The sequence below is a fragment of the Acinetobacter faecalis genome, assembly GCF_034187745.1.
Taxonomy (GTDB): Bacteria; Pseudomonadota; Gammaproteobacteria; order Pseudomonadales; family Moraxellaceae; genus Acinetobacter; species Acinetobacter faecalis.
The window spans coordinates 1-18141 of the sequence record NZ_JAXHPF010000010.1 but is presented as its reverse complement, the minus strand read 5'-3'; the positions used below and the strand labels follow the sequence as shown (position 1 = coordinate 18141).

At 37.8% G+C, this 18141-nt stretch carries 20 protein-coding genes; 13 read left to right on the top strand and 7 right to left on the bottom strand.

Annotated features, from left to right (window positions below):
* Positions 1–20 precede the first annotated feature (20 nt).
* From atpB to SKM54_RS10670, 9 genes are all read left to right on the top strand, one after another.
* Positions 21–896: a F0F1 ATP synthase subunit A gene (gene atpB / locus SKM54_RS10710; RefSeq protein WP_154773169.1), complete on the top strand. Its 876-nt coding sequence runs from the start codon at positions 21–23 to the stop codon at positions 894–896.
* Positions 897–983: 87 nt separating this feature from the next.
* Positions 984–1229 (top strand): F0F1 ATP synthase subunit C, encoded by a 246-nt coding sequence (gene atpE, locus SKM54_RS10705; RefSeq protein ID WP_000424060.1) that lies wholly within the window; start codon positions 984–986, stop codon positions 1227–1229.
* 38 nt (positions 1230–1267) lie between these two features.
* The gene (locus SKM54_RS10700; RefSeq protein WP_154773168.1) at positions 1268–1738 is read left to right on the top strand and encodes a F0F1 ATP synthase subunit B; all 471 of its coding nucleotides are present in this window, start codon (positions 1268–1270) and stop codon (positions 1736–1738) included.
* A gap of 12 nt (positions 1739–1750) precedes the next feature.
* Positions 1751–2287 carry a F0F1 ATP synthase subunit delta gene (locus SKM54_RS10695; protein ID WP_154773167.1) on the top strand — a complete coding sequence of 179 codons (537 nt, stop codon included), beginning with the start codon at positions 1751–1753 and terminating at the stop codon, positions 2285–2287.
* Between the two features lie 42 nt (positions 2288–2329).
* The gene (gene atpA, locus SKM54_RS10690; RefSeq protein ID WP_154773166.1) at positions 2330–3874 is read left to right on the top strand and encodes a F0F1 ATP synthase subunit alpha; all 1545 of its coding nucleotides are present in this window, start codon (positions 2330–2332) and stop codon (positions 3872–3874) included.
* An 89-nt stretch (positions 3875–3963) separates the two neighbouring features.
* Positions 3964–4833: a F0F1 ATP synthase subunit gamma gene (gene atpG / locus SKM54_RS10685; protein WP_154773165.1), complete on the top strand. Its 870-nt coding sequence runs from the start codon at positions 3964–3966 to the stop codon at positions 4831–4833.
* Positions 4834–4859: 26 nt separating this feature from the next.
* Positions 4860–6254, top strand: a complete 1395-nt coding sequence (gene atpD / locus SKM54_RS10680; protein ID WP_104221778.1) for a F0F1 ATP synthase subunit beta — start codon at positions 4860–4862, stop codon at positions 6252–6254.
* Between the two features lie 26 nt (positions 6255–6280).
* Entirely contained in the window at positions 6281–6700 is a 420-nt protein-coding gene (locus SKM54_RS10675; protein ID WP_154773164.1) for a F0F1 ATP synthase subunit epsilon, read from the top strand.
* Between the two features lie 77 nt (positions 6701–6777).
* On the top strand, positions 6778–7440 hold the full coding sequence (locus SKM54_RS10670; protein WP_321095325.1) for a hypothetical protein: 663 nt from the start codon (positions 6778–6780) through the stop codon (positions 7438–7440).
* A gap of 11 nt (positions 7441–7451) precedes the next feature.
* Here SKM54_RS10670 and SKM54_RS10665 read toward each other — a convergent pair whose 3' ends face one another.
* From SKM54_RS10665 to SKM54_RS10650, 4 genes are all read right to left on the bottom strand, one after another.
* On the bottom strand, positions 7452–7895 hold the full coding sequence (locus SKM54_RS10665) for an AAA family ATPase (RefSeq protein ID WP_321095324.1): 444 nt from the start codon (positions 7893–7895) through the stop codon (positions 7452–7454).
* 43 nt (positions 7896–7938) lie between these two features.
* Complete coding sequence (locus SKM54_RS10660; RefSeq protein ID WP_321095323.1) at positions 7939–8508, bottom strand: hypothetical protein; 570 nt, start codon at positions 8506–8508, stop codon at positions 7939–7941.
* A gap of 141 nt (positions 8509–8649) precedes the next feature.
* On the bottom strand, positions 8650–9192 hold the full coding sequence (locus SKM54_RS10655) for a glutathione peroxidase (protein WP_321095322.1): 543 nt from the start codon (positions 9190–9192) through the stop codon (positions 8650–8652).
* A 189-nt stretch (positions 9193–9381) separates the two neighbouring features.
* Complete coding sequence (locus SKM54_RS10650; protein ID WP_321090168.1) at positions 9382–10131, bottom strand: helix-turn-helix transcriptional regulator; 750 nt, start codon at positions 10129–10131, stop codon at positions 9382–9384.
* A gap of 150 nt (positions 10132–10281) precedes the next feature.
* On the opposite strand from SKM54_RS10650, the gene SKM54_RS10645 reads away from it, so the two are divergent.
* On the top strand, positions 10282–11166 hold the full coding sequence (locus tag SKM54_RS10645; RefSeq protein ID WP_321090169.1) for a DMT family transporter: 885 nt from the start codon (positions 10282–10284) through the stop codon (positions 11164–11166).
* 394 nt (positions 11167–11560) lie between these two features.
* Here SKM54_RS10645 and SKM54_RS10640 read toward each other — a convergent pair whose 3' ends face one another.
* The 3 genes from SKM54_RS10640 to SKM54_RS10630 are packed head-to-tail and all read right to left on the bottom strand — an operon-like array spanning position 11561 to position 14495.
* Positions 11561–12130, bottom strand: a complete 570-nt coding sequence (locus SKM54_RS10640; RefSeq protein WP_321095321.1) for an L-threonylcarbamoyladenylate synthase — start codon at positions 12128–12130, stop codon at positions 11561–11563.
* Between the two features lie 39 nt (positions 12131–12169).
* Complete coding sequence (dprA, locus tag SKM54_RS10635) at positions 12170–13327, bottom strand: DNA-processing protein DprA (RefSeq protein ID WP_321095320.1); 1158 nt, start codon at positions 13325–13327, stop codon at positions 12170–12172.
* A gap of 10 nt (positions 13328–13337) precedes the next feature.
* Positions 13338–14495 (bottom strand): LysM peptidoglycan-binding domain-containing protein, encoded by a 1158-nt coding sequence (locus SKM54_RS10630; RefSeq protein ID WP_248103087.1) that lies wholly within the window; start codon positions 14493–14495, stop codon positions 13338–13340.
* A gap of 120 nt (positions 14496–14615) precedes the next feature.
* Between SKM54_RS10630 and def the strand changes: the two genes are divergently transcribed.
* From def to SKM54_RS10615, 3 genes are all read left to right on the top strand, one after another.
* Complete coding sequence (def, locus tag SKM54_RS10625; protein WP_154773704.1) at positions 14616–15146, top strand: peptide deformylase; 531 nt, start codon at positions 14616–14618, stop codon at positions 15144–15146.
* A gap of 84 nt (positions 15147–15230) precedes the next feature.
* A complete protein-coding gene (locus tag SKM54_RS10620; protein WP_321088812.1) occupies positions 15231–15653 on the top strand; it encodes a DUF2946 family protein in 423 nt (140 codons plus the stop codon).
* A 70-nt stretch (positions 15654–15723) separates the two neighbouring features.
* Positions 15724–17784 carry a TonB-dependent copper receptor gene (locus SKM54_RS10615; protein WP_321095319.1) on the top strand — a complete coding sequence of 687 codons (2061 nt, stop codon included), beginning with the start codon at positions 15724–15726 and terminating at the stop codon, positions 17782–17784.
* Positions 17785–18141: the final 357 nt, after the last annotated feature.

Genomic DNA, 18141 nt, shown 5'->3' with positions numbered 1-18141 from the left:
ACATTGACCAGGTGTGATTTATGGCTGCTGAAGAACATGCCCTTACTTCGACCGAGTATATCAAGCATCACTTAACGAACATGACTTACGGCAAAATGCCGGACGGTTCTTGGAAGTTAGCTGAAACTGCTGATGAAGCTCAACAGATGGGGTTCACTGCTATTCACTTGGATTCTATGGGTTGGTCTATCACGCTCGGTGTGATTTTCTGTTTGTTATTCTGGTGTGTAGCGAAAGCTGCAAACTCTGGTGTTCCTACCAAGTTCCAGTCTGCAATTGAAATGATCATTGAGTTTGTTGACTCAAGTGTTCGCGACACTTTCCATGGCAAATCACGTTTAATTGCTCCATTAGCATTAACCATCTTCGTGTGGATTTTCCTCATGAACGCGATGGACTTAATACCAGTTGACTTTATCCCGTATACAGCTCAATTGATTGGTGCACACGTATTTGGTATGGATCCTCACCACGTTTACTTCAAAATTGTTCCATCTACTGACCCTAACATTACCCTTGGTATGTCATTGTCTGTATTTGTTCTTATTTTGTTCTATAGTATCCGTGAAAAGGGGATTGGTGGTTTTGTTGGCGAATTGGCACTTAACCCATTTAACCCAAGTAACCCAGTTGCAAAAGCGTTATTAATTCCAGTTAACTTAATTCTTGAATTAGTAACATTCCTTGCACGTCCAGTTTCATTGGCTCTTCGACTTTTCGGTAACATGTATGCAGGTGAGTTAATCTTCATCTTAATCGCGTTATTACCGTTCTGGATCCAATGGGCTCTGTCTGTGCCTTGGGCGATCTTCCACATTCTTGTTATTACGCTACAAGCATTCATTTTCATGATGCTAACTATCGTATACTTGAGTATGGCTAGCGAAAAACATTAATGGTAATGCTTAACTATCATAAGATGGTTAAGCCTATAATTTTCTTTAATTTAACTTGGTATAAAACCTAACCTCTGAGGAATTATCATGGAACTCACTTTAGGTCTAGTTGCAATCGCATCTGCTATCTTGATCGCTTTTGGTGCTTTAGGTACTGCGATTGGTTTTGGTCTATTAGGCGGCCGTTTCCTTGAAGCTGTAGCTCGTCAACCAGAATTGGCTCCACAACTTCAAACTCGTATGTTCTTAATCGCGGGTCTTCTTGATGCTGTGCCTATGATCGGTGTTGGTATTGGCTTGTTCTTCATCTTCGCTAATCCATTTGTAGGTTAATCAGCTTAATTCCTAAATTAAACTATTGAGGAATAGCAATGAATATCAACCTCACATTGATTGGCCAAGCGATTGCTTTTGCGATTTTTGTCGCATTCTGCATGAAGTTTGTATGGCCACCACTAATCAATGCGATTAGTGAGCGTCAGCGTAAAATCGCTGATGGCTTAAACGCAGCTGAAAAAGCGAAAGCTGATCTTGCGGATGCGCAAGCTCAAGTGAAAGCGGAATTAGACGCGGCTAAAGCACAAGCGGCTCAATTGATCGAACAAGCGAACCGTCGCGGTGCGCAATTGATTGAAGAAGCGCGTACTCAAGCATCTGCTGAAGGTGAGCGTATTCGTCAACAGGCTAAAGAAGCTGTTGATACTGAAATCAATTCTGCTCGTGAAGAATTACGTCAACAAGTTGCTGCTCTTGCAGTTGTTGGTGCTGAGAAAATTCTTAGCCAACAAGTTGACGCAGAAGCTCACAATGCCATGCTGACTCAGCTGGCTGCTAAACTTTAAGAGAGGCGGATTATGGCTGAACTCTTGACGTTGGCACGCCCATACGCTAAAGCAGCATTTGCGTACGCTTCTGAGCAAAGTGCGACTGACTCTTGGTCAACAGCACTTGAATTGCTCAGTGCTGCGGTGCAAGACGAAGCATTTTCAGCTTATCTAAATCGCCCTGAGCTTACTCCTGCTGAGCAGGTAAGTGTTATTGTTAAAGTTTTAGGTGAAGACCAAAACGTTTCAGTGTCTAACTTTTTGACATTGCTTGCCGAAAATGGCCGTTTATCTCTTCTTCCTGAAATTGCAGCAGAATACGAACAGCTCAAATCACAGAATAACAATACTGTGGATGTTGTGATTGAATCAGCATTCCCATTGACTTCTGTACAAGAACAATTACTTGCACATGCATTAGAGAAAAAATTCGAAGCAGCAGTAAACGTTTCTGTAGAAGTTAAACCAGAGTTAATTGCTGGTGTGGTTATTCGTGCAGGCGACCAAGTGATAGATGATTCTGCGCTTAACAAGCTTGAAAAAATGCGGACTCGTCTTCTTGCTTAATGGCTCGAAGACTGAACTTTAAAAAGATTGAGGTATAGCGCAATGCAACAACTGAATCCATCCGAGATCAGTGCGCTCATTAAACAGCGTATCGGCGATCTGGACACCAGCGCAACCGCTAAGAACGAAGGAACCATTGTTATGGTTTCCGACGGTATTGTGCGTATTCACGGCCTTGCTGATGCAATGTACGGTGAAATGATCGAATTCGACGGCGGCCTTTATGGTATGGCACTGAACCTAGAACAGGATTCAGTGGGCGTCGTTGTTTTAGGTAACTACTTAAGCCTTCAAGAAGGTCAAAAAGCTCGTTGCACAGGTCGTGTATTAGAAGTTCCGGTTGGTCCAGAACTTTTAGGCCGTGTAGTAGATGCTTTGGGTAACCCAATTGATGGTAAAGGCCCTATTGATGCAAAATTAACCGATGCTGTTGAAAAAGTAGCACCAGGCGTAATTTGGCGTCAATCAGTGGATCAACCTGTACAAACTGGTTATAAATCAGTAGATACAATGATCCCTGTAGGCCGTGGTCAACGTGAGTTGATCATTGGTGACCGTCAAACTGGTAAAACAGCAATGGCGATCGACGCGATCATCGCTCAGAAAAACTCTGGCATTAAATGTGTATACGTAGCGATTGGTCAAAAACAATCGACTATCGCTAACGTTGTACGCAAGCTAGAAGAAACTGGCGCTATGGCGTATACAACTGTTGTAGCAGCAGCGGCAGCGGATCCAGCAGCAATGCTTTATCTTGCTCCATACTCTGGCTGTACAATGGGCGAATACTTCCGTGACCGCGGTGAAGATGCGTTAATCATTTATGATGACTTGTCTAAGCAAGCTGTTGCTTACCGTCAAATTTCATTGCTTTTACGCCGTCCACCAGGTCGTGAAGCTTACCCAGGTGACGTGTTCTATCTACATTCACGTCTACTTGAGCGTGCTTCTCGTGTATCTGCTGACTACGTTGAGAAATTCACTAATGGTGAAGTTAAAGGCCAAACTGGTTCATTAACTGCATTGCCAATTATTGAAACTCAAGCGGGTGACGTATCTGCATTCGTACCAACGAACGTAATTTCGATTACTGATGGTCAGATCTTCTTAGAAACATCATTATTCAACGCAGGTATTCGTCCTGCTGTGAACGCGGGTATCTCTGTATCTCGTGTTGGTGGTTCTGCGCAAACTAAAGTAATCAAAAAATTGTCTGGTGGTATCCGTACTGCTTTAGCGCAATACCGTGAATTAGCAGCATTTGCTCAGTTCGCTTCTGATCTTGATGAAGCAACTCGTAAGCAATTAGAACATGGTCAACGTGTAACTGAATTAATGAAGCAAAAACAATATGCTCCATATTCAATTGCTGACCAAGCTGTTTCAATTTATGCATCTAACGAAGGCTACATGGCTGACGTAGAAGTTAAGAAAATCGTTGCATTTGATGCTGCGTTAGTTTCTTACTTCCGTTCAGAACACGCAGCGTTAATGCAAAAAATTGATGAGACTGGTGCTTGGGATAAAGATATCGAAGCAACATTCAAAGCAGGTATTGAAAGCTTTAAAGCGACTCAAACTTACTAAGTTTCAAACTGTTGAAATTTAGTGTTGGTTTGGTTCACGGAATCAACCTTCGGAGGCTCGCAAGGGCCTTCGAATACTAGGTTAAGCGTATGGCAAATTTAAAAGAAATTCGCGCCAAAGTAGCTAGTATCAAAAGCACGCAGAAAATTACTCGCGCGATGCAGATGGTAGCAGCTTCTAAGATGCGTCGTGCGCAAGAGCGCATGGCTCAAGGCCGTCCGTATGCCGAAAATATGCACCGTGTAATTGCTCATTTGGTACAAGCGAATCCTGAATACAAACACCGTTATATGGTTGAACGTCCTGTTAAGCGCGTTGGCTATATCATTGTTTCTTCAGATCGTGGTTTGGCAGGTGGCTTGAACATTAACTTGTTCAAGAAAGTTGTTAAACATGTACAGCAACAACAAGAGCAGTCAATTGAAGTTCAATTTGCTTTAATTGGTCAAAAAGCGGTTTCGTTTTTTAAAAACTACGGCGGTAAAGTGCTTGGTGCGACTACGAATGTAGGCGATACTCCAAGTCTTGAACAGTTAACTGGTTCTGTACAGGTAATGTTAGATGCTTACGATAAAGGCGATTTAGATCGTATTTATTTAGTTTCTAACGGCTTTGTAAACGCCATGACTCAAGATCAAAAGATCGAACAACTTGTTCCTTTAGCTGCGTCTGAAGATGACAAGGGTCTAAACCGTCAATATGGTTGGGACTATATCTATGAGCCAGAAGCTGAAGAGCTTTTAAATGGTTTATTAGTTCGTTACATTGAGTCTGTGGTGTATCAAGGTGTGATTGAAAACATCGCGTGTGAGCAGTCTGCTCGTATGGTTGCAATGAAAGCTGCAACTGATAACGCTGGTGATCTCATCAAGAACCTACAACTTATTTATAACAAGCTGCGTCAAGCCGCGATTACTCAGGAAATTTCTGAGATCGTTGGTGGTGCCGCTGCCGTTTAACATTATTTTGAATTGAGGAGACAGCAATGAGTAGCGGTCGTATCATTCAGATCATCGGCGCGGTTATCGACGTCGAGTTTGAACGCAACAGCGTTCCTAAGATCTATGACGCTCTCCATGTTGATGGTACTGAAACTACATTAGAAGTTCAGCAACAACTTGGTGATGGCGTAGTTCGTACTATTGCAATGGGTTCTACTGAAGGCCTTAAGCGTGGTTTGAACGTAACTAACACTAACGCGCCTATCTCTGTACCAGTTGGTACAGCGACTCTTGGTCGTATCATGGACGTTCTTGGTCGCCCTATCGACGAAGCTGGTCCTGTTGCTACTGAAGCGCGTTTACCAATTCACCGTCAAGCGCCATCTTACGCTGAACAAGCTGCTTCTACTGACCTTTTAGAAACTGGTATTAAAGTAATTGACTTACTTTGCCCGTTCGCTAAAGGTGGTAAAGTTGGTTTATTCGGTGGTGCCGGTGTTGGTAAAACTGTAAACATGATGGAGTTGATCAACAACATCGCTAAAGCTCACTCAGGTTTATCTGTGTTTGCTGGTGTTGGTGAGCGTACTCGTGAAGGTAATGACTTCTATCACGAGATGAAAGACTCTAACGTACTTGACAAAGTAGCGATGGTTTACGGTCAGATGAACGAGCCACCAGGTAACCGTTTACGCGTAGCGTTGACTGGTCTTACTATGGCTGAGTATTTCCGTGACGAGAAAGACGAAAACGGTAAAGGCCGTGACGTTCTATTGTTCGTAGATAACATCTACCGTTATACACTAGCAGGTACTGAAGTATCAGCACTTCTAGGTCGTATGCCGTCTGCTGTAGGTTACCAACCAACTCTTGCAGAAGAGATGGGTGTTCTTCAAGAACGTATTACATCTACTAAGTCTGGTTCTATTACGTCTATTCAAGCGGTATACGTACCTGCCGATGACTTAACAGATCCATCGCCTGCTACAACGTTTGCTCACTTAGACGCAACTGTTGTATTGAGCCGTGATATCGCATCTTCTGGTATTTACCCAGCGATCGATCCACTAGACTCTACTTCACGTCAGTTAGACCCATTAGTGGTTGGTACTGAGCATTACGAAATTGCTCGTTCAGTTCAAAACGTTCTTCAACGTTACAAAGAATTGAAAGACATTATCGCAATTCTTGGTATGGACGAATTGGCAGAAGAAGACAAACTTACTGTATACCGTGCACGTAAGATCCAACGTTTCTTCTCTCAACCGTTCCACGTAGCTGAAGTGTTTACTGGTGCTCCTGGTAAACTTGTACCACTTAAAGAAACGATTCGTGGCTTTAAAGGTCTTTTAGCTGGTGAATACGATCATATCCCAGAACAAGCGTTCTACATGGTTGGTGGTATTGACGAAGTTATTGCTAAAGCTGAGAAACTTTAATTAGTTCCCTAATTTAGGAGATTCTCATGGCGACTATGCAATGTGACGTTGTAAGTGTAAAAGAGTCTTTGTACTCTGGCACTGTAACTATGCTAATTGCTAAAGGTGCTGGCGGTGAGTTAGGTATTATGCCTGGACATGCTCCGTTAGTAACTTTGCTTCAACCTGGCGCAATCCGCGTTGTGTTGGAAAACGGTACAGAAGAGTTAATCTATGTATCGGGTGGTGTTCTAGAAGTTCAACCGCATGTTGTTACTGTTCTTGCAGATACTGCAGTTCGTGCTGACAACTTAGATGAAGCTGCAATTATTGAAGCGCGTAAAAACGCTGAAGCATTGCTTGCGAATCAAAAGAGCGATTTGGACGCTGCTGCTGCATTGGCTGCTCTTGCAGAAACTGCTGCTCAGTTGGAAACGATCCGCAAAATCAAAAACCGCGCTCAATAAGAGATGGTTTGAGATTAAAAAAACCACCCGAAAGGGTGGTTTTTTTATGGTATAAGTAATCAAAAAAATAGGAATTAATGTTGAAAAAGTTTTCAGGACTAAGCCTTTATAGAAGAATGCTTTCAATGTTCTTACTTATTTTTACATATGTATTGTTAGTTACAATTCTATTTATTTTACCTATATCAACCGATAAGGGAGCTACCTTAGCAACCTGTTTGAGTATGGGGGCGACGTTATATGCTGCAATTGTTGCGTATCTTTTGCTTGATAACTGGAAAATTCAACATAGAGAAAACTTAAAAAGTACTTATCTTCAGAAAAACTTTAATAAGTATGTAGAGTTAAAAGATGCAATCTATATGCTTCAAAATATTCATAATTCTTGGCTTGAAGATATTTATAGAAATCAGGGTGAAGTTGAGGACTTTGAAGATGGTGGATTAATTAATAGTACATCTAATGTTAAATTTAGACTAAAAGAATTAATTAACAAATTTGATTATTATGCAATTATTTTTAAAGATGACACTTATAAAGAAGTAATCCAAGAATTTGAAGAAAAACTTGAGGGGATTTTAAATCCAATTTTGGATGAGTATCACGAAAGGGAGGGGGAGGTTTTTCATTCTGAACATTTTGATGATGCTAAGAATTTAAAAGAGCAACTACCAATAATTATAGAGCAATATGATAGAAGAATATGTGATTTGATGTCTAAACATATCCTTTTAATGTGATTCATGTTTTGTTAAATGATTAGGGGGTGAATCGAAAACTCCCCATTCCCCAAAATCTGCACCTTAAATATTTCATCAAAGCCTTCATCTAAACTTGGTATTTCTAATTTTTTATAGGTTGCTCGAACACCAACTTCTGGAATATTTGCTTTACCTTCGCGTTGACTATTACGCTCTAAAGTACTTTGAAAATCTGTTTCAAAATAATAAGAAATGACTTCAAAGCCTGCGTCGATAGCGCGTTGAATATAACGCGCTCGGTCTGCTTTAGTGGGGTTGGTATTGTCTATAACCATTTTGGTTTTAGAGGCTAAACCCGCTTCAAAAATAATATTTTCGCGATGGCGAGTTTTTAGCATATCTAAATTTATACGCAAATGACTATGCGCTAAATTCAATAAATAAAAACTCGACTTTCCAGAAGCTTGAACACCTGTAAAAATAATAAGTTGCATAAAAGCAAAATCAACGAAAAGAGTAGATTAAACCTATCATAACTTATGATGAACTTTTGTCACTTGATGAAATCATCATGCTTGCAAGTTTAATCATTTCATCTTGAACGCTACCCATTTGCTGTTCAATTTTCTCTAAATCGACCTTAGATAAATCTAGATCACCATTCAAGAAAGATGAATTTAGGACTTTTTCATTGGCAGATAAGATATTTGCACGGATACTATCAATTTCCTGACTCTTTAAATTTAAAGACTCTAAAACTTGATTCAACTCTTTCAATTGAGTTTGTAGCTGGGTTGCTGCTGTTTGTAGTTGTTCTTGATTTTGTGCATTAACCGCACTTTCAAGATCGGTCTGCGTTTGTTTTAATTGCTCAATATATTCGCCAGCTTTCATTTGCATATCTGCAACATCGCGAACAATATAAAGCATATTGCCACTTTTTAAATTTTCAGGTGCTTCATTATTAGATGAAACATCAAGAGATTGTTCAGTTTCACCTTTATCTGATGTGGTTTCAGGTAATTGATTTTGTTCACAACCAATTAAAAGAACTCCTGCGCTAAAAATAACAAAAGGGAGTAACGCACCTTGAATAACTTTTTTCATAATCAGCACAGCATTGATAAAGAGAGTTTTAATATAAGGGGGAAATGTGGAGAAAAAACAGATTTTTGCAAAGTTATAACATTACTTTTGTAAAAAAAGAGCATGTGTATGCTCTTTTCTTCTTAATGGATTAAATGAAGCTTATTTTGCCAGTTCAGCATTAATTGCATCTACAATGCGAGAATCATCTGCAGCGATATCTGGTGCAAAACGCGCAACAATTTCACCTGTTTTAGATACGAGGAATTTTTCGAAATTCCATAGAACTTCAGGTGGTTCATTTGGCGTTAAACCATAATCTACAAGGTCTTTCCACCAAGGACCTTCACCAATGCGTTCTGGAATAGCTTGCGTTAAAGTTTGGTAAAGTGGATGCTTGTCTTCACCCGCAACAGAAATTTTAGAGAAAAGAGGGAAGTCTACTTTGTAATTTACAGAGCAAAATTCTTGAATTTCTTCATCTGAACCTGGTTCTTGTGCCAAAAAGTTATTTGCAGGGAATCCTAAAATTTCTAATCCTGCATTTTTCTTTTCTGTATAAAGTTTTTCTAAGCCTTCATATTGAGGTGTTAAACCACATTTAGACGCAACATTTACAAGAAGTAAAACCTTACCTTCATATTGATTTAACGTGATATTTTCACCTTGAATGGTTTTTACTGGAATGTTGTATACAGAAGCCATGACAAATTCTCTAATAATAAGTACTCAAATGTTTTAGCGGTTATTAATGAGAGGAGCAAGTGAATTTTTTGCTGAATTTGAGGTAAATTTGTACATTTAAAATAATTGAATATGAAAACAGCAATGTTATTTTTTAATGCCGAATTAACCAAGATGATGTTTTTAGAATGCTGTTCTTTCAAGCCTGCATTAGGAAGATTTAAGTTGATTCGGTGTTTGATCTGTATATCTTTTAAAAAATTCAATAAAGCTCGAGCTGTGGTTATAGCCTAAATCATATCCAATTTTTTTTATTGATTCACCCTGACGTAATTGGGTAATGGCATATAAAATTTTAGCCCGATTACGCCATTCAGAAATCGTCATATTCAGTTCCTGTTGGCATAAGCGTAATAAGTGACGCTCTGTAATTGGAGCTTGTGAAATGAGTTGATGAAGACTGCATGCTAAATTTTTAGGAGAAGATAAGTTTTCTAAAACTTCTTTTAAAACAGGGTGATGGCTTTGCGGTAAGTAGTGATTATATTTGGGTGCTACAATCAGTTGATCTAATAAAACTTGAAGTAAGTTACGGTAAATATTTAAATTTTTAGCATTAACTTTAAAATTTAGAATTTCCTCAACCAATGTTCTAAGAAAGAAACTTACTCCTAAAATCTCTGCATTTTTAGAAAAATTTTGGCATAAGTTTGGATGAAAACGAATAGCGACATAATGAATTTTGGTTTGTTCAATTGCTTTACAGTGATGCGTTGTACGAGATGGAATCCAAATACCGTAGCTAGGTGGAGATAATTGTGTATGCCCATCAATTTCATATTCTAAAATACCATTTAGGCAAAAATTAAAATCTCCCCAAATAGATGCATGGGGATTCACAACATCATCTTTTTCATAAAAAAATTCTTCTACTGTTATATATTTTTCAAGTTCAATCATGTCGTATAGGTTCAATGAGTTGGTGAGTTTTAGGAAATTATTCTTATTTTTACAATGTCGAATATACGGTATAGATGTCTGAAATTCAGTATTTAAATTGTTTCAGACTTTTTGCACAATAATCACTCGCATTTAAGACATGAAATATTTATGAATCAGCAAGCCAAAACAAATAATTGGGCAGTTTTATTGCCATTAATTGCCGTGTTTATTTGGGCACTGAATGTTGCTGTAACACGCTATGTTGCAGACTATATTTCGCCTGTGAGCATTAGTTTTTATAGATGGTTGGTTGCCTTTCTTATTTTAACGCCATTTATGTCTATAAAGCTTATTCGAGAATGGTCTTCTATACGTCCTTATTTACCAAAACTTGCTGTGTTATCTGCATTTGGCATGGTGCTGTATCAAGGGATTGCCTATGCTGCAGCCCATTATACAAGTGCAACAAATATGGGGATTATTAACGCATTTATTCCAATATTTACCATTTTTGTGTCGATGGTGATTCTTAAAGATTTTCCAAGTAAGTTTGCCGTGGTCGGTGGAATCCTTTCGTTTAGTGGTCTTATATTTGTGATTGCACAGGGGAGTATTACAAGTTTACTGAATTTAGGTGGTCATTTAGGTGACTTGCTAATGATTGCAGCCGTATTCTTTTATGCATTTTATGGTGTGTTTCTTAAAAAGTGGAAGCTACAAATTCCACTGATGCTCAGTTTGTATGTGCAGATTATTTTCGCGCTTATTTATCATTTACCATTTTTAATGTGGTTGGGTTTAGATGCTATAAACACAAAAAATGTAGCAAGCGTTTTATATGCAGGTATTTTCCCATCTTTTATAGCACCGTTAATTTGGATGCTCTCTATTCAAAAAAATGGTCCAAATAGAACCAGTATTTTTATGAATTTAATGCCTGTCTTTACAGCACTCATTGCATATTTATGGTTAAAGGAAGCATGGACGATTTATCATACGATTGGTGGCATTATTATTGTCTTGGGAATTATTTTGGCGCAAAAGAAAGCCTAAAACCAAGCATTTTGGTTGGATAATAATCAATTGAATTTTATTTTAATATTTTTTTATTCGATATATATAAATTTTATATGTTGAATAAAAATACAAATTTAAAAAAATGTTCAATAAAATAGTGAGATAATTTGATTATAATTTTAACAGTTGGTTATTAATAGATTTTTTATATTAATAGATAATTTTATTATATTTCATATTGAATAATATTTAATTAATAATAGTCTCAGTTAGTTAATTAAGTACTTGTTTTTTTAAACATCCTTGTTACTAACCCAGAGATATGCAAGACCCTCTGGATGTGATTACACATCCTTTTTATGCTCAACCATCCCTATATGGTTGAGCTTTTTTTTGTCTAATAAATTTAGCTTGTAATACTTTTAAAATATTAAGCACGAATTATCTCGCCGGTTTCTGCATCTATAATTTTACTTGGTTCACGGCTTAAGCCTAAATCACCGTTCAAATAATTGAGTTTATTTGCAAAATAAGTATTTGCTTCTTGTAATGAGCGTGCAGGTTCTAAGCCTGCAGAATTAGCACTTGTAGAAACAATATAGCCATTAAACGCATGGCATAAAGCAATGCACAAAGGGTGTGTTGTTACACGAACGGCAACTTTGGGGTGATTGCCTTTAATCCATGCAGGAATGTCTTTGGTTGCAGGTAAAAGCCATGTTGTGGCACGTTCAGCAGGGTGTCTATTGCTCCAAGAATCGATAACTTGCTTTTGCATTTCACGGTCTAAATTTACTAGTAGATGTTCTATTTGTGAAATTTGACCTGCTAACAGAATAACGCCTTTTTCAATAGGTCTTCGTTTTAACCTAAGAATTTCTTGGAATGCTTGTTCATTGTGAGGGTCGCAACCTAATCCCCAAACAGCTTCTGTTGGATAGGCGAGTACTTGTCCATTTTTAAGGAGGTTCGCAGCTTCAGTGGCAGAAGTAGTGATCATGGGAGGGAGCCTTTCAAAAACAAAGGGCTATTGTGAACCTTATTTATTGGAACGACAACGTACATATAAACCTGATTGTTGCATGCATAATCCACTTAATTCTAATTCCATTAAGTAAGCTGTAAGCGTAGCAATATCAAGATTTAGTATTGCTGCAAGTTGGTCTATATCTTGTCCAACCCAATCGAGTTGTTTATATAAAGTAATTAAATAATCTGGAATATCAGATGATTCTTCATTATTTTTTTCAAATAATTTTGATGGTGTGTTTTGGGTTTCTGCTTGTTTTGCTTGCCATTGTGTTGGTAAGGCTAAATCTTCAACAACTTGTTCGGGATGGTCAATTAAAATTGCACCTTCACGTATAAGTTGATGGCATCCTTGATGAAATTCACTGTAAATATGTCCGGGAATTGCAAAAATTAATTTACCTTGTTCAGCAGCAAGTTTGGCGGTAATAAGTGAACCGCTCTCTAAAGTTGCTTCAGCTACGATAACACCTAGGCTTAATCCGCTAACAATTCGATTTCTTCTTGGAAAATGTTGTTGTAATGGTTTAGTTGTGGGTAAAAATTCGGTAATCACTGCACCATTATTCTGAATAATGTCTTGTCTTAATGTTGTATTTTGAGATGGATAGGTGATGTCTAAACCTGTACCCATAACAGCAATTGTGCGTTGATTTTTTAATCCACCTTGATGTGATGCTTCATCTATTCCTTGTGCTAATCCACTATTAATATAAAAACCTTTTTCACTTAAATAGTAAGCGAAGTCATAAGCAACTTGTCGACCATGCGTGCTCGATTTACGACTACCTACAATTGCAACTTGTGGCTGTAAAAGGGTTTGCGCATTGCCTTGCCCAAAAAGAATCGGCGGTCTATCGCTATAAGGTAAAAGTTGAGTTGGATAGCAAGAATCTGTTTCTATAAGAACAAAATCTGAAGATTGCTTAATTTGGTTGAGTAATTGTTGAAAGTCATTTTGACCTTCTAAAGTATGAAATTTTTCTAAACGCTGAAGATGATTTTTATGTAATGCTAAATTTTGCCATTGGCTAATATTTTCAGGTTTTAATGCTTGTTCAAGTGTTTTGAAATGTTTTTGAATTTTATAAAAACTAGATAGTGAATGTTGAACCACGTACCAGATCGCAATTGTTTCAGTTTGAGATTTTGATAAATGGCTCAACATCTTCGTTCAACTAGTCATTCATAATGGGTGGCGTAAGTGCTGCACCAACATTAATAGGCAGTGAACTTTCTAGTACATAAGCATAGCTAATGTTGTCAAAAGCTTTGAATACCATAACACTACCGACATTTTCAGAAGGAAGCTGAATTGTTTCATTTGTAACTTGGTCTTTTATGGTTTGACCTAATTCATTTACGTTGAAAACATGTCCAACTTTAACACCTTGGTTTGTGCCACGGTCAAGGCTAACTACACTTCCAACAGCCGCAGCGCCAATAGAGCCTTGAACACGAATAACTTTACCGCCTGCAATCACTTCTTCAGCATTTACAGGATAAAATAGTGTTGGCAACATTGCTTCATATTCTTGCATTACGAAATAACCACGACGAATTTCAGAATTATAAGAATCTGTAACTTCTAGTGTGGTGATATCGCCAGCTTGCTTTGTTGCAATACCAGATGCAACCTCAACAAGCTCTAAGCCTGCATTATACTTTTTACCTTTAGCATCAAGCATGATGTAGGGATCATTTTCACGGTAAACGCTGTAACGCTGACCTATTTCTAAGCCATTACCACGAACATAAATATTCTGACCTTTTGCGGCTAGAACTCGCTGATCTTTAGCACCAACAACATAAGGTATGTTTTTGGTAGAATTCACAGGAACAATAGTTGAGCGTTCTAACCAGTTTTTAATGCTATCTAGTGGAATGACTGGAATAGTATTGTTTAAAGATTCTACGCGAACTTGTGGTTGTAAGTTGATGGTTTGATTGTCATAGCGACGAATAATACCATCACAACCATCACCTTCATCTTTTCCAATTAAAGGCTTACCGTTATAGGTACACATGAGTAAACGGTCGCCAGGAAAAATCCAATGTGGATTTTTAACGTGTTTATTACCTGCCCAAATTTCACGCCAGCGGTACGGGTTTTTGAGGAATTTTTTTGAAATATCCCAAAGCGTATCGCCCTTTTTCACAATATAAACATTGGGTGCATTTACTTTTAATGCAGGCGGATTAACATTGCGAGAAGGCGCAGCTTCAGCAATGCTGATTGTACCTAGACCAACGCCAAAGCAAACAGCAAGAGCTAGAATTTGTTTTTTAAACCCCAAGACACGCAAAGAAGAAGTGTCCTTCAAAACCTTTTTCATTATCATAATTCCTAAAATTATGTATGTAGTTGCGTTATAATAACGATCTTACACACATTTTTTCGATGAAGCATTCCTTCATTTTGGTTTTTTGATCAATGGCATAAGTGAGGACGCAATATGGCCTTATTACCTATTTTAAGTTTCCCCGACCCACGTCTTCGTACCATTGCACAACCAGTCGAAGAAGTTACTGATGAAATTCGTCAGCTTGCTGCAGACATGTTTGAAACGATGTACGCTGCGCCAGGAATTGGTTTGGCTGCTACGCAAGTCGATAAACATATTCAGCTTATTGTTATGGATTTATCTGAAAACAAAGATGAACCCATGGTTTTTATTAACCCGAAAGTTACCCCATTAACTGAAGATACTCAACCTTATGAAGAGGGTTGTCTTTCAGTGCCTCAAATATACGATAAAGTTGAACGTCCGTCACGCGTAAAAATTGAGGCAATCAACTTAGAGGGTAATGCTTTTGAGTTGGAAGCAGATGAACTTCTCGCTGTTTGTATTCAGCATGAAATGGATCACTTAAACGGTAAACTTTTTGTAGATTATCTCTCTCCTTTAAAGCGTCAACGTGCGCGTGAGAAAATTGAAAAAGCTGCTCGTCAGCGTCAAAAAGAAAAGGTTCCAGCAAAACGCTAATTCCTTAGCAAAAGTTTGTAACTCAAAGCCCAATTTTTATTGGGCTTTGTTATACTTGCTCGCGACAAATTTTAGGATTTGCCTTTGCTATTACGTGGTGGCTTACTGCTGGCAGCTTTTGCAGTATTTTTACAAATTGCTGTTTATATACAGCCTTTATTGCCGAAGCAATATCAAGTTGCTCCGGTCTGTGAAACCATTACGCGTGCGCTTTTGTTAAAAATTTCTGTACATTCTGAATATAGCATTCATTCAAACCACATATCTCATTCACATCATACGCAAACTGCTGAACATGCAGGGCATGAGCATGATGCAAATCATCACTGTCAATATTGTACGGTACATGCAAATTTAGTTTTACCTCCAGAGCTTGATGTAAAAGAAGTCTTTGACCGAATTCAAATTCGTTTAATTGCATTTCAAAAAACATTTACACATGTTTGGTTTGTACTTCAGCAACTTTTTCTTATTCCTCAAGGGCGAGCCCCACCACTTTCTGCATAAATCAAAACTTTTTAATTTGGGTCTTTACTGATTCCAGCCTTGTTTTATTTATGTTTTAAGTGAGAAAAAAATGGCTCAGCCAAAATTCTTTTTACAGCCTCTTGCGGCTGCAATTTGTGTTGCTTGTTATTCAACTGTTGTATTTGCAGATGATTTAAATGATTCGAAAAAACTTGCGCCAATTACGGTTACTGCTCAAGCGGGTAATGATGCGCACGGTCTAATTGTACGTGCAGATCCTAAGCAACCTATTCAGCCAATTCCTGCAACAGATGGTGCAGATTACTTGCAAAGTATTGTGGGTTTTAGTTCTGTAAATAGTGGTGCAGGTACAAATGGTGATGTCACATTCCGCGGTATGTTTGGTTCACGTATTAAAATTTTGACAGATGGCACAGAAAATTTAGGCGCTTGTCCAAGTCGTATGGATTCACCTACATCTTATATTTCACCTGAAAGTTACGATCGAATTTCAGTGATTAAAGGACCTCAAACAGTTCAATATGCAAATACTGGTTCAGCGGCAACAGTAATTTTTGAACGTACACCAGAAAAATTCACAGAAGATAAGCATTATCGTGGGCAAGCAAGTGTGCTGATGGGTTCATTTGGTCGTTTAGATCATAATCTTGAAACCGCAATTGGTGATGAACATAAATATGTCCGCTTAAATGCCAATCGTTCAGTTTCAGATAGCTATAAAGATGGTGATGGAAACAAAGTTCCATCGGATTGGGAGCGTTGGAATACAGATCTTGCGCTGGGTTGGACGCCTGATGAAAACACTTGGTTAGAACTTACGGGTGGTAAAGCAGATGGTGAGGCTGTTTATGTAGGTCGTGGCATGGATGGTTCTAAATTTGCGCGTGAAAGCTTAGGGCTGCGCTTTGAAAAGAAAAATGTCACAGAGGTCATTAAAAAAATTGAAGCACAAGTCAACTATAACTTTAATGATCATGTGATGGATAATTATAGCTTACGTGATTTTAAGCCAAGCATGATGATGCCTGATAGAACGGCAACGAATGTGGCACGTAAAACATTAAACGCTCGAGTGGCTGTAACAAGTGAGTGGGATAAAGTTCAACTTGTTACAGGTGTAGATAGCCAAAATAACGAACATTCAAAGCGTAGTGGCGACTCTAAAATCTCGTATCAAGATCAACCACGTATGACAGATATGAAATATCAATCGGTTGGTGGTTTTGGTGAGTTAACGTATCACTTCGATGATCAAAATCGTTTGGTTTCAGGTCTTCGTTTAGATCAAGTGAATGTAAAAGATGAACGTCAGGCTTCTATTGATAGTAGTTATAACCGCAAATTAGATAAAACATTAGCGAGCGGTTTTATTCGATTTGAAAATACACATCCCGACCATGATGATGGTAAAACATATATAGGTTTAGGTTATGTAGAGCGTATGCCTGATTATTGGGAATTGTTTAGCCCAAAATCTGGTAATGGCAATCCAAATACATTTAATAATATTGATACCGAAAAAACTTTGCAGTTAGATGCTGGATATCAACATCAACATGGTGCTTTTAATTCATGGGTTTCTGCATACGCAGGTATCATCAATGATTATGTTCTTACGACGTATTTGCCATCAACAGGGCATATGAAAATGTTGCAAGCTCATACGCGTAATGTGGATGCAACTATTGCAGGTGCTGAAGCAGGAATTGGTTATCAATTTACAGATGCAATTCAGGCAGATGTGAGCGCAATGTATGCATGGGGTAAAAACACCACAGACAATACGCCGTTACCACAAATTTCACCTTTAGAAGCACGTGTGAATTTACGTTATGTGCAAGACAAATATAATTTTGGATTATTGTGGCGCGTAGTCGATGGTCAAAATCGTATTAGTCAAAACGAAGGTAATATTGTTGGTTATGACCTGAAAGAAAGTGCAGGATTTACGACCTTGTCTATTAATGGCTCATACAACTTAACGAAAGATATAGATTTATCGGTTGGTATTGATAACGTATTAGATAAAACCTATACCGAGCATTTGAATAAAATGGGTAACGCAGGTTTTGGAGATGGATTTGCAAGTGATCAGCAATTTAATAATACGGGACGCAATTATTGGGCTCGTATGAGTATGAAGTTCTAATTAAATTGAAATTTTAAATATTTTAAAAGCCATTACTTTCTAGTAGTGGCTTTTTTTATAGGAAGATATAGCTTGTGATCTCATATTTTCTTAAAAGACATATTGATATTGAATATATATTCATCATATTGTTGGTAAATAGAACAATAATAGGATTTTCTTTAAGCAAGTTGGATGTTTATTTTTAGATAAATTAATATAAAACAATAATTTATTCTTGATTTGTGATTTTCTTTAATAGAAATTAAATATATTTAAAATAAATTTTATTTAAATTTCAGGTGTTTATGAATTTTGTGGATTATAAAATAAACATGCAAAATAAAATATTTATAAAAGGTGTTGCAACACATCTGA

Excerpts from the sequence above, each read along its gene's own strand:
- atpB (WP_154773169.1), top strand. The coding sequence starts at position 21 with ATGGCTGCTGAAGAACATGCCCTTACTTCGACCGAGTATATCAAGCAT.
- atpE (WP_000424060.1), top strand. The coding sequence starts at position 984 with ATGGAACTCACTTTAGGTCTAGTTGCAATCGCATCTGCTATCTTGATC.
- SKM54_RS10700 (WP_154773168.1), top strand. The coding sequence starts at position 1,268 with ATGAATATCAACCTCACATTGATTGGCCAAGCGATTGCTTTTGCGATT.
- SKM54_RS10695 (WP_154773167.1), top strand. The coding sequence starts at position 1,751 with ATGGCTGAACTCTTGACGTTGGCACGCCCATACGCTAAAGCAGCATTT.
- atpA (WP_154773166.1), top strand. The coding sequence starts at position 2,330 with ATGCAACAACTGAATCCATCCGAGATCAGTGCGCTCATTAAACAGCGT.
- atpG (WP_154773165.1), top strand. The coding sequence starts at position 3,964 with ATGGCAAATTTAAAAGAAATTCGCGCCAAAGTAGCTAGTATCAAAAGC.
- atpD (WP_104221778.1), top strand. The coding sequence starts at position 4,860 with ATGAGTAGCGGTCGTATCATTCAGATCATCGGCGCGGTTATCGACGTC.
- SKM54_RS10675 (WP_154773164.1), top strand. The coding sequence starts at position 6,281 with ATGGCGACTATGCAATGTGACGTTGTAAGTGTAAAAGAGTCTTTGTAC.
- SKM54_RS10670 (WP_321095325.1), top strand. The coding sequence starts at position 6,778 with ATGTTGAAAAAGTTTTCAGGACTAAGCCTTTATAGAAGAATGCTTTCA.
- SKM54_RS10665 (WP_321095324.1), bottom strand. The coding sequence starts at position 7,895 with ATGCAACTTATTATTTTTACAGGTGTTCAAGCTTCTGGAAAGTCGAGT.
- SKM54_RS10660 (WP_321095323.1), bottom strand. The coding sequence starts at position 8,508 with ATGAAAAAAGTTATTCAAGGTGCGTTACTCCCTTTTGTTATTTTTAGC.
- SKM54_RS10655 (WP_321095322.1), bottom strand. The coding sequence starts at position 9,192 with ATGGCTTCTGTATACAACATTCCAGTAAAAACCATTCAAGGTGAAAAT.
- SKM54_RS10650 (WP_321090168.1), bottom strand. The coding sequence starts at position 10,131 with ATGATTGAACTTGAAAAATATATAACAGTAGAAGAATTTTTTTATGAA.
- SKM54_RS10645 (WP_321090169.1), top strand. The coding sequence starts at position 10,282 with ATGAATCAGCAAGCCAAAACAAATAATTGGGCAGTTTTATTGCCATTA.
- SKM54_RS10640 (WP_321095321.1), bottom strand. The coding sequence starts at position 12,130 with ATGATCACTACTTCTGCCACTGAAGCTGCGAACCTCCTTAAAAATGGA.
- dprA (WP_321095320.1), bottom strand. The coding sequence starts at position 13,327 with ATGTTGAGCCATTTATCAAAATCTCAAACTGAAACAATTGCGATCTGG.
- SKM54_RS10630 (WP_248103087.1), bottom strand. The coding sequence starts at position 14,495 with ATGAAAAAGGTTTTGAAGGACACTTCTTCTTTGCGTGTCTTGGGGTTT.
- def (WP_154773704.1), top strand. The coding sequence starts at position 14,616 with ATGGCCTTATTACCTATTTTAAGTTTCCCCGACCCACGTCTTCGTACC.
- SKM54_RS10615 (WP_321095319.1), top strand. The coding sequence starts at position 15,724 with ATGGCTCAGCCAAAATTCTTTTTACAGCCTCTTGCGGCTGCAATTTGT.